The following is an 11,677-nucleotide window of genomic DNA, read 5'->3' as shown; positions in this document are numbered from 1 at the left end:
CTCAGTATGACCCTTCCCTAATTATTGTTAGTCACCGCAACTTTAACTGGTTCCGTTGCTACAATGTCTTCTGAAATTTCTTGTTCGGGTAAGTCTTTAGGAATATCCTTTAATATTCTTACTACAAACACAATCCGTTTTGGTGATTGTACAGCTACCAATACATGTTTTCCTTTAGGTAATTTATTTAGCGGTAATTCAAAATAAGTTGTGTCAACATAAACATCAAAATCTCTTCCGTAGTCTTTATTAATGGAATAGAGATAATTGATTTTTGTGTCACTTTTGAGAATTAGCGTGTCTTTTGTAGCGTTTAGTTGGTGTATCAAACCTTTGGCTTGAATGTTTCTATTCTTTTCAAGTTTAGCATAATGCTCTTGCGCTTTAAGTGAGAAGCTCAATAAGAAAATGAGAATAATGAGGAGACAGATACGGATTAAATTTTTCACTATGGCATTACTTAGAATTAAACATGAGTTTGTTTATTCCAACAGTAATTAATTAATCCACCAGCAAACATAAATGGTTTATGAATTTACAGACTAAAAAATCCATTAAATACATAAATATTAGAGCAACGACATCTTTTTGTTGATAAACTGTTAATAACGATTGTTTTTACGTATCTCTAGAAGCCTATCTGGATAATCCGTAATAATGCCATCGACATTCCATCTTAGCATCTTAAACATGTCTTGTTCTTCGTTAATCGTCCAAGGAATTATTTTATATCCTTTATCTTGATAATTCATTATTAAATCATGTGACGTTAACAATTCAAAATATGGACTTATAATCTCTGGTTTATAGGATAATTCAGCCAGCTTCGTTGCAATATTTTCATCCTCGTCGATTAAAAGTGCTACTTTCATCTTTGGAGATTGCTTCTTTATTTCTTCGAGAATAGCTAAATCAAAGGATTGCAGATTCACGCGATTGAACATGCCTTTATCTTCAATTTCATTCAATACGATTTTCACATATTCCTCTGGGTGCGGTGTGTAAATACCATAGTATTCGGGCTTGGACTTTAGTTCAATATTGAATTTAACCTCTGACTCTTTCACCTTATCCATTTCAAAAACTTCGGATAGAAGTGGCTTGTATGTTTTTAACTTTTCTTGTTCTGGATAAGACGGATGAAACTTAGAGCCACAATCAAATTCTTTAATTTCCTCGTGAGTCATGTGGTAGAGATTGTAAGCCATATCCATTTCTTCGGGAATCTCATTACCCTCAGGATTTAGGCAAGTAAATCGGCTTATAAACGGCTCATGAGACACCACGACTTCTTTATCCTTGGTAATGGCAATATCGAGCTCGAGGGTGTGCACACCAAGATCAATGGCCTTTTCAAAAGCTGGTAAGGAATTTTCAGGCAAAAGCCCTCTACAGCCTCTATGTCCTTGCACATCTAATTTTGGGTTTGAATTGCAGCTCATTAGCAAGCAAATTATTAAAAGAAAATTACTGTTTCTCAAAATCAGCTGACAAGGTAGGTTTTTCATATTTCTGAAAAGGTTGCTTTAGCAATTCACCGATATGACCATTCTTTTTCTCATCAGGAAACACATCGACGCCATAAACCAATTTTTCGCGTTCCATGTACATATACGTCCCAAATAGGCGATCCCAAATGCTAAATATATTTCCGTAGTTAGAATCTGTATAAGGCAATCTGTAATGGTGATGAATTTTATGCATATCTGGCGACACAATAAAATAACTTAGCGCTTTATCCAAACCTTTAGGCATCTTAATATTTGCATGTGTAAACTGGGTAAACACCAATGACAAGGACTGGTACAAAAACACTAAAGCTATTGGTGTACCGACAATTAAAACTCCCAAAAGCGTGAATATAAATCTTATAACACTTTCTATAGGATGATGTCTGTTAGCCGTTGTTGTGTCTACATTATGGTCTGTATGATGCACCAAATGCACCATCCATAAAGGCTTTACCTTGTGCTCTACATAATGAGCCAAGTAAGCACCAAAAAAATCTAACAATAACACTCCTAAAAATGCATACAACCATAACGGCATTTCCGGTAACCAATTAATAACTCCAAAATCATTGGCTTTTACCCAATCAGCTGCACCAAGCAACAGAAAAGCAAAAGCAAAATTGATGACTACCGTGGTTAACGTAAAAAATAAATTGGGTAGTGCATGTCTCCATTTGTTGTATTTAAACTTAAATAAAGGCAGTCCGCTTTCAATTAACCAAAACAATGTAAGTCCACCAACCAAAATAAGACTACGGTGTTTGGACGGGATGGTCTCAAAATAATTAATTAAGGTTTCCACCATTTTTAAGTATTAAGATTAATAATCTTTTGGGCTTTGCTCAAATTTACTAAAGAAATTTTAGCTTTCCATGGTTTTGCATCTTCAGGTTTGTCTGTACTCATATATGCTGTGTAGTAAAGAAAAGCAACAAAAGACTTATTGCTCTCATAGATGTCTTCATCCTTCAGCTTTTTCAATAACCTTATGACTTTCTTTGGGCGTTTTAATATGAGATATTCTTGAATTTTAAGTAATTCGCAACGCTGCTCTAAGCTTGGTCTATCCTCTGGTTCTTGTTCTTTTATTAATTCAACAGCTTCCTGAAGATATATATTAGAGAGGTTTACAATACTAGATCGTGTCTTTGTATCGGCATACAGCGCAAAGTCCAAATATTTTGAAGCTAAATAGTAAGCCGAATAAAAATCTTTTTCACTTTTATAATCCTTGAGTTCTTGAGCGATATACTGCGTATTAAGCCCATAAAGCCTTATAATTTCCGTAATATTCTGAAAGTCTTCCGTAAAATAACTGACGTTTAAAATATTACCGTTAACATCCATAATTTTTATAGAGTCGTCATTGAACTTATCGATGTAGGCTTGACTTCGTTTTCCTTTAATTTTCTCATACAAATCCGCATATCTATACTCACTCACTATAACAGGTACAAAGTACTCCCATATTAATGGGCTCACTTCTTCATCTTCAAATAAATTATCTATATAGATGGTTCTCCCTCTATCATCTTTTACAAAAACCGGATACTGATAGTTAGTGGTTTCTTCCCAAACCATGAGCACCATTTTATTTTGTACCTGCGCTAATCGTTGGGCAATTTCTAAATTGGTCATCCAAGCCTGTGCAAAGGAAATACTCATTCCAAAAAAGACGAGTGCTAGGGTCGTATAGAGTTTTTTCATTTTATTTTTTTTCAAAATAGAGTATCAAAAATTATTCCGAAGCATAAATTTTATAATTGAATTCGTTTTTTCATTTCTTCAACGATGTTAAAAGCAGCAGGACATATAACCACATTTTTGAGTGTTAAGTTAGAAATTTGCTGAAACTTCTTTCTATCCGTGTGCGGAAATTCTCTACAAGCCTTTGGTCTCACTTCATAAATTGAACAATAATTATCCGCACCTAAAAACGTACAAGGTACAGATTGCAACACATAATCATTATCTTCATCTAAACGAAGGTATGTTTCTATAAATTGCTGTTCTTTCATTTTAAAGAACTTGGCAATGCGCTTAATATCCTTGTCTGTAAAAAGCGGTCCAGTAGTTTTACAGCAGTTGGCACAATCTAAACAATCTGTGCGTTCAAATTCTTCCTTGTGTAGATCTTGCATTAAATAATCCAATTGCTTGGGTGGCTTTTTTCTCAGTTTTGTAAAGAAAATTTTGTTTTCCTTATGCTTATCTTTGGCGAGCTTAGGAAGATTATTGATTTGGTCTTGCATAGTGTAAAAATACAAAGTTAATGTCATTTACGAGGAATGTAGTGACGTGGTAATCTGTTGTAAAAATAGTTAAATTAAAAAAGAGATTGCCGCGCTTCGCTCGCAATGACAAGAAAATAATTATGAAAGATATCTTCGGAAAGGCATTAAGGGATTATCAGAACAACAATTATTCTGAAGATATCGTCACCTGGACCAATATCTCAGATAAAGACGAGCTACCACTTCCCTATTTGTTTAGGGATTATGCTGAAATGCCAAAGCTGGAACAAAAAGCTCTAAATTTAAGTAAAGGACACATTCTTGATGTGGGTTGTGGTGCAGGTAGTCATGCGTTGTGGTTGCAAAATAAAGGTTTTAAGGTTAAAGCCATTGACACATCTCAAGGTGCTATTGAAGTAGCAAAACAGCGTGGTGTTTTGAATGTTGAATTAAAACCACTTTTGGAAGAAACTGAAACATTTGATACGATTCTATTATTAATGAATGGTACAGGAATTTTTCAAGAGCTATCAAAAGTTTCCAAATACTTAATACACCTAAAATCATTATTAAATCCCAATGGACAAATCCTAATCGATTCTTCTGATATATCCTATATGTACGAAGATGAAGATGGTGGTATTTGGATAGATTTAAACAGTCAATATTATGGCGAACTTGATTACCACCTCAGCTATAAAGGCGAAGAAGAAGTACCCATGAAATGGCTTTACCTTGATTTTGAAACATTACATACCGCTTGCCAAACCGTGGGTTTACAATGTGAAAAAATTATGGATGGAGTGCATTTTGATTATTTGGTGAAGTTAACTTCTGTTTGATACTAGAAATAAGTAAAACAATAAAGCTAGACATCCAAAAAAGAAAACCTACACCAACCGAAACACTATAATAGGCACCTCCTTCGTCTGCTGGAATTTCGTTTATTCCAAGCGTAAACAAACCCAAAATTATCGTCAGAACCGATAATACTATTTTGTAATTTTTATTCATTGTATAAAATATCAATGCAGCAAAAAATAACAGGTTTGCTAACCAAGGAAGTCCAATAAATATGTCTAAAGAAGCTATACCAATCCATCCGAGGATAAGTGCAAAAAAACCGAAAAAACCTGGTGCACCCATAAAGCATGGGAGTATTAAAGATATGAGGTATAAGAATATTGCGATATCTTTAAGACTAATCTTCATAGAAAAAATTACTGCATTCAAGCCTAAACCTTCTTTAAAACAAGATAACCCTTATACTACAGACCCGTAACAGTCAATATTAAAAATCAAATTGATAGGTTGCGCCTGCTAAAGCTTGAAAACCTTGTACTGGGAAATTGAGGTAACGCTGATAATCTTGATTTAAAATATTATTCACTTTAGCAAAAATTGAAAGTTGGTCATTTATTTTGTAACCCAAATGTGCATTGGCATCAAAGTAACTTTCTAGTGTTATCACCTCCATAATTGGGTCGCCTGTTAAAGAGCCTTCCAATTCAAATAAATCTTTTCGCTCACCAACAAAATAAGCACTAGCACCAGCAAACCACTGTTCTGTTATCTGAACATCCATAAAAATAGATCCGGTTACGTCTGGCAGGTTCCATGCTTCGGCTTGTGTATCCGTATTATAACCAAAGTACTCACCTTTTAAACCTAGAGTAAAGTTTCTATTGACATCTATATTTAGCTCACCTCCTACAGAGAATGTAGTGACGTCATCATAAACAATTCCGAATGAATTACCGTAATAATAATCTTCTGCTCCGCTACCAAACGAAAAATTTCTTACTGTATTTAACCTATATAACGGCTTATTATCTTCAGAATAATAACTTCCTTTAATGTTATAACTTACGTTATTAGACAGCTTTCCTTTTAACCCAATAAATCCATTATAGCGTTGGTCTGTTGGAGCGATTAACAAGGTTGGTGACACAAATGGGTTTTCACTTGCAAATTGATAGTACGAATTTTGTTGAAGCTCTCCTTTAATTCCACCGTAGGCGATTAAAATCTCATCAACTAGACGGTAGGATGCTTCAAAATTTGGGTAAATAAAGAACTTATTATCGCTAAACTCAGTATCGTTAAGATAGACCAAACGAACACCCAAATTAACAGTTAAATCGTCTTGTTTCATTTGGTATGATGGAGATAAACCAAAGGTTACGTTTCCATAATTGATTTCATCACCGCCAAAATAACTTTCGTCAAAACTACCGCCTATGTAATCCACATAAAGTTCTGTGTTTATTTCTTCTCCTTGAACAGGAATAGCAAAATTTGTTTTAGCCACAAATCTATTCTCTCCAGAGTCTTGATCGTCGCCAAAACGTCTGAATCTCACACTTCCGTCTTTTATGATGGCGTCATCAAACTTCAATTTACCGCCTATGTAAAAGCTGTTAAAGGAATGCCTAGGATCTATATTACTAGCTTGATCTTCATATCCCTCTGGTAAACCGTACCAATTGTAGGTCATTAAATCAACACCTCCATCTATTTTCCATGAAAAATCCCTAAGTTTCTGCGAATAATGTGCATTTAAACCGGTTTTACTGAAATTGTCATCCAAAAACACATTGTCGATACCACCCTGTGAGGAATGATGGCTAAAATAACCACCTACATTTTCGGTACTGCTCAACTCATGGTTAAGATATACCTCGCCCAAAATTGTAGTGTAAGTTCCCACACCAAGTGATGCATAATTATCGTATAACTTCACCGGTTTTGCCTTATCAACATTAGCTGCTTTTCCTTTTGCAGGTGTAAAGGTAGATGCCACAGGAATTGAGAAGATATTGTATTTCACTTCCTTTTTCTTCACCATATTAGAGTCGCTTAATTTTGGTGTATCCTTAATTTTAAACGCATCAGAAATCGTTGGTGTATATGGTTTTACCACATTTACCACTTGATCGTCAATAGTATCATTTTTGCGCTCTTGGGCATTGATAAATGATAAACTGGTTGCTATGGTGATTATAAAAATTAAAAACTTGATTTTCATGTTTTTTGATTTAGATTTTTTTGGCTTCGACTGCGCTCAGCCTGACAATAATTAATGATTCGAGACTGTTATATTGAGCACAGTCAAAATGCTTTCCTGTTTAATTATCGTCTGTTTCGATTGATGAATTTGTTTTTGCTTCTTCGGTTTTTATTTTATTGAGTTCTATTCTTGCTTCTTGTACAACATCGTCAAAATCTGGGAAGTTTGAAATCACGCTTTCCAAAATATAGGTCGCTTGAAAGGCATCTCCCAAAGCATAGAAATTCTTTGCCATAACCACCAAACCTTTGGCACTATAGTATTTGTAACTGCTATAATCCTTTGCCAATCGCTGAATGATTGTATTAGAAGCTTCGTACTTACCCTCTTTGTTCTTAAAGTAGCCGTTATAGAACAGAGCTTCAGCTGCTACGCTACCTGTGGCGATTTTTTCAACATCTGCATAGGCATCTTTTGCCTTGGTCTCATTACCGGTTTTTATGCCTGAGCGTGCAATGATGATTTTGGCATCGCTCTTCACTTTGTTATCCAAATTTGAATTGCCCAGTACTCTTTCGGCATAAGTCTCTGCCTGATTATAATCTTCTGTCTGATAATAGGCATTCATTAAATTGGATTGCGCATATAATACATTCTGCAGATAGTCTGCTTCGGCTTCCAAAGTTTTTAGTACTGGAATTGCTTTAGACCAATTGGAATCGTTCAGGTAAATTTCACATAACCTAACTGTTGCCTGTTCGGTATATTCACTTTTTGCAGCCTCAACAACATATTGGTAATGTGGTTGTGCATTTTCGAACAAATCCTTTTGGTAATACAACTGCGCTAAATAAAAGTGTGATTTTAAAGCATGGATTCCATTCGGGAATTGATTCAGATATTTATTGAACTGACGAATAGCATTATCTGTATCATTATCTAAATAGGGTTTCTCAGCAGCCAAATACATGGTATTATCCAATTCAACATCAGTTACCTCAACATAGTCTAGAGATTTAACCCAAGATGCATACTCATCCACACGACCTAAATCGATATAAATTAAACGTGCCGTGGAAACTGCCTGTACAGCCTCTCCAGAACCAGGAAAGTCACTCGCTACTTTCTTAAACTTGGTCAATGCACGTTCATTATCGTTACTGTTGTAATAGACCAAACCTTGGCGCAACAAAGCTTTTGATGTGAACGCACTTCGTCTATATTCAGAATTTAGCCTGTCGTACATTTGCATCGCCTTGTCTGTATCACCGGTCTTTACGTAAGAATTTGCTAATTCGTACATGGCATCGTCTCTCAAAGCTGATTTTGGATAACCTTCTATAAACGCGTTTAACTCAGAAATTTTTGTGGAACTCTTGCCTAAATACCCGTGACTCATCGCTTTTTGAAATGCTGCATAGTCTGTTTCTATTTCATTAATCTGAATGGCTTTATCATAAGCATTTATGGCATTTTGGTACTTACTCGATACAAAATATCCATCTGCCAATCTTAGATAGGCATCATTTCTTCTGAGTCTATCGCTCGAATTTTTATCTATGAACTTCTGAAAGTAATTAGAGGCATTGTTATAATCCTTCAACTTAAAATAGGTGTAAGCCAAATTATAATCAAGATTTTCATTTTCGGGAAGGTCTGAAGCCTCTGCCATTCCGTTAAATTGTTTAAAGCCAATCAACGCATCGTTAAAATTGGAAAGATTGTATTCGGTTTCTGCTTTCCAAAACGTTGCCTTTGCTACAAAAATCGGGTCCCTTGGTTCTTTTAGAGAACTGTTGAATAAATCTAGAGCTTCACTATACTTCGTTTCGTTGTAAAGTTCAACACCTCTAAAAAAGGCCACTTTTTGGTAAGCCACTTTATTTTCAAAACTGTTCTTTCCTTTTAAAAGCTCAAGCGCTTCCTTGTAATTTTTTGAAGTGATGTAAGAATCGATCAATAAGGTTTCGATTTCCTCTCTATAACTTGTTTCTGGGTATTTATCCAAATAACCAGCCAATACCTGCGGAACCGATTGGTACGGGTTACCAATTTCGTAACTGATCTTGGCATAATTTAACCAGGCATCTTCCTGAATTTTTAGATCGTAATCCATTTCAGAAGCGTTTCTAAAAGCATTCAGTGCTTCTTGCTTCTTATCGAGATTGATATAGCTCTCGCCCAAATGGTAATACGCATTTTGAGCTACGGAATTGTTACCGTCAATAATTTTATTGAATTCAGAAATTGCAGCTTCAAAATCATTTTGCTTGTAGTACGTGTAACCTAATTGGTAGTAATCGGTATTGTTCCATTTGCCACGTTTGCCTTGGTATACTTTGAGGTATGGCAAGGCTTCTTCATATTGTTCTAGGTTAAAATAGCTTTCACCAATAATTTTAGACAGCTCGGATTCTTCATCACCTCTGGCATTTGGTAATTGCTCCTTTGCTAGTTCAATGGCTTTTTCAAACTTTCCTAATTTAAAGTTTAAATCCGCTTGATAATATGATAGTTTCTCCTTGTACTTTTCGTTATCACTAACCTGATCAAAATATTCGTTGGCTGTATCGTAGTCATCACCTTCATAAGCCATGTAACCGATATAATATTTGGCTTGCGAACCATATTCTTGGGAATCCACAACTCTATTTAAATATTTTGTAGCCTGAGTTTTACTTTTGGTAGCATATAGACTGTAACCGTAGTTAAAATAGTAGCGTTCACGCTCAGAACGTGCAATGCTCAGTTCATCCACTTTTTGATACCATTTACGTGCGTAAGCGTATTTTGAGTTTTCAAAATAATAATCGGCTACGTCTAAATAAGCTGTATTTCTCTTGGTGCTTGTTGGATATTCCTCGACAAATTCTGTGATTAAGTCATCAGCGTTTCTTTGGTTCAATCTTACCGCACAATTGGCGATATAATACGAGCAATCCGATTTCAACATCTTATCGTTAGTATTGTACTTTATATCATCGAACAAGGACTGTGCGGCTTTGTACTGCTTATTGTTGTATAAGGTCAATGCTTTCTGATAATCTTTTAAATCACTAGTATAAACCGCAGATTTCTGAGCAATACCGAGTAGAGAAAACATGAGAAAAACGATGATGAATTGTCTTTTGAGAAGTAGCATTTGCTTCGTTTTTTGATTATTATTTTTATGATGAATTGTAATTAATGTAAATATAATTCAATACAAAATCTATAACGGTGAAAACTCTGTATAATTATAAACTAACTTATTAAATGTTAAAATAGCCAGCCAAAGAATCGTTTAAAAAATCCTTCCTTTTTCTTTGGCGTTTCAAACTCAACTCTAAAGACTCCAAAATTACTGGAGGTTTTTGTTGCCATAGTGTTATGTGTCGGTTTTTCAAAAGCCTTTAATCCCATTGGGAATGTTACTTTCATATCTTTTGAAATCTCGCCAGATTTAACTACTACGGTTCTATTTTCAATATCGTAGATTTTATACGATGAACCTTCCTCAATATCAAACTCACTAAAGTCTACCGTAACATCTTTTCCTTCTTTTTGAAGCAATGCCACATTGAAATGATTTTTTTTCGTCTTTAGCTCTACTACTTTTAAAACTGGGTTGATTTGGAAATTCTTCAGTTGTTTCCACTCGCTATTTTCGTCTATACCAAAAGTGGTTTTCCAGTCCGAAAGTTTGTAATCTTTATGTTTTAAAACTCTTAATCCTGCCGTTTTTCTAGTATGGAATCTATTGTTGTTAAAGCTCATGTGACCCATTTCTAGTGCAGGAAGACTAGATGTTGCTAAATGCACATAGCCTGTATAAACTATGTTGCTTTCAAACACCAGAGACTTAGCGTGCATAATGTTTAAGGCGTTGTTTCTTCCAATTATAACATTATCCGTAACGGTTATATCTTCTACCAACGCTTTTGGTGTATAACCTAGAGTCAGCGAATTACCATAGCCAAAATTCTTAAAATCCGTAAAATCAGTGTTGTGATAAAGCACGTTGTCTTTAACTTTTATATTCTTGGCCACATTGATACCATCAGCATCTCCAGAAGCAACAATAAGGTTTGACCAAGGCCTACCAGTAGGTGCACCATTATTGAATATAATATTATCGGTTAGTGATACATTCTTAACAAATTCTCGTTTAGTTCCAGAGGTAGCTGACCACACTTCTATGCCTTTGTAATAATTATTGAAAATGATATTATTTCTAATGATTCTCGTCTTATCACTTTCGTTCTGAATATAAATACCCACTCCATGCCCACGAGTACCTTGATAACCATTATTGAAAATCATACAATCCTCAATTATAGATCCACCTGTAGCTTTCCAAGAGCCTATACCAGAACCAGGAACGTTGTGAATTACCAGTTTCTGAAATTTACAATCCTCCCCTTTCATATGATTAAGGCCTGCAACAGCTCTGAAATTTTTGTCTGAATTCAATCGTGAAAAGTTTCCTAAAAATGTAATCTCAAAATTCTTATAAATGACATTGCTTCCGTTAACTTCGAGCACATAATTTTTGTTACTATCAACATTTCCATTGAGAACAACTTTGTCGTTCTTATATGCTACTACGCTTATATATTTACCCTTTATTGCAGATTCTAAAGTACTTTTAAATTTACCTGTATAAATTCCCTTATGCAGCCAAATAATATCACCACCATTTACACGTTCTGAAGATTGTGATAATGCAGTTTGCAGATCCCATGGATTATTGAGGCTACCATCGCCATTTGGAGAACCTTGGATTGATTTACCATCTATCGGAAAGACATGAAACTCTTTTTGTCCAAAAGAGCATATGGTAAAAAACAGTACTAATAAACTAATTGAATGTCTCATGAAAGTAGCTTTTCAATTACTATGCCAAGGTAGAAATTGCATTTGGGATTTGAAATATTAAGCAA

General features: G+C 34.9%; 10 protein-coding genes. 1 reads left to right on the top strand and 9 read right to left on the bottom strand.

All coding sequences use genetic code 11. From position 1 onward, the window contains the following. Positions 1-17 precede the first annotated feature (17 nt). The 5 genes from SIB89_RS13555 to SIB89_RS13535 form a co-directional block, all read right to left on the bottom strand. Positions 18-449: a hypothetical protein gene (locus SIB89_RS13555; protein WP_412560199.1), complete on the bottom strand. Its 432-nt coding sequence runs from the start codon at positions 447-449 to the stop codon at positions 18-20. Positions 450-602: 153 nt separating this feature from the next. Continuing rightward, positions 603-1,442: a glycerophosphodiester phosphodiesterase family protein gene (locus SIB89_RS13550; RefSeq protein WP_412560198.1), complete on the bottom strand. Its 840-nt coding sequence runs from the start codon at positions 1,440-1,442 to the stop codon at positions 603-605. A 25-nt stretch (positions 1,443-1,467) separates the two neighbouring features. Continuing rightward, positions 1,468-2,313, bottom strand: a complete 846-nt coding sequence (locus tag SIB89_RS13545; RefSeq protein WP_273291998.1) for a sterol desaturase family protein — start codon at positions 2,311-2,313, stop codon at positions 1,468-1,470. 5 nt (positions 2,314-2,318) lie between these two features. Further along, a complete protein-coding gene (locus tag SIB89_RS13540) occupies positions 2,319-3,218 on the bottom strand; it encodes a hypothetical protein (RefSeq protein ID WP_412560197.1) in 900 nt (299 codons plus the stop codon). A 50-nt stretch (positions 3,219-3,268) separates the two neighbouring features. Beyond that, on the bottom strand, positions 3,269-3,763 hold the full coding sequence (locus tag SIB89_RS13535) for a YkgJ family cysteine cluster protein (protein WP_273291984.1): 495 nt from the start codon (positions 3,761-3,763) through the stop codon (positions 3,269-3,271). A gap of 122 nt (positions 3,764-3,885) precedes the next feature. On the opposite strand from SIB89_RS13535, the gene SIB89_RS13530 reads away from it, so the two are divergent. Beyond that, positions 3,886-4,587 carry a class I SAM-dependent methyltransferase gene (locus SIB89_RS13530; RefSeq protein WP_412560196.1) on the top strand — a complete coding sequence of 234 codons (702 nt, stop codon included), beginning with the start codon at positions 3,886-3,888 and terminating at the stop codon, positions 4,585-4,587. Here the strand turns inward: SIB89_RS13530 and SIB89_RS13525 are convergent. The 4 genes from SIB89_RS13525 to SIB89_RS13510 all read right to left on the bottom strand — a co-directional run bounded on the left by SIB89_RS13525 (position 4,538) and on the right by SIB89_RS13510 (position 11,612). Next, on the bottom strand, positions 4,538-4,891 hold the full coding sequence (locus tag SIB89_RS13525; RefSeq protein WP_412560195.1) for a hypothetical protein: 354 nt from the start codon (positions 4,889-4,891) through the stop codon (positions 4,538-4,540). The two genes, SIB89_RS13530 and SIB89_RS13525, sit on opposite strands and share 50 nt — an antisense overlap. Before the next feature lie 145 nt (positions 4,892-5,036). Further along, a complete protein-coding gene (locus SIB89_RS13520) occupies positions 5,037-6,773 on the bottom strand; it encodes a TonB-dependent receptor (RefSeq protein ID WP_412560194.1) in 1,737 nt (578 codons plus the stop codon). Positions 6,774-6,873: 100 nt separating this feature from the next. Beyond that, positions 6,874-9,897, bottom strand: a complete 3,024-nt coding sequence (locus tag SIB89_RS13515; protein WP_412560193.1) for a tetratricopeptide repeat protein — start codon at positions 9,895-9,897, stop codon at positions 6,874-6,876. A 116-nt stretch (positions 9,898-10,013) separates the two neighbouring features. Next, positions 10,014-11,612 (bottom strand): hypothetical protein, encoded by a 1,599-nt coding sequence (locus SIB89_RS13510; protein ID WP_412560192.1) that lies wholly within the window; start codon positions 11,610-11,612, stop codon positions 10,014-10,016. Positions 11,613-11,677 lie beyond the last annotated feature (65 nt).

This window comes from Winogradskyella sp. MIT101101, assembly GCF_047126865.1.
Classification (GTDB): domain Bacteria; phylum Bacteroidota; class Bacteroidia; order Flavobacteriales; family Flavobacteriaceae; genus Winogradskyella; species Winogradskyella ouciana.
This window is presented reverse-complemented; position numbering and strand designations above follow the sequence as displayed.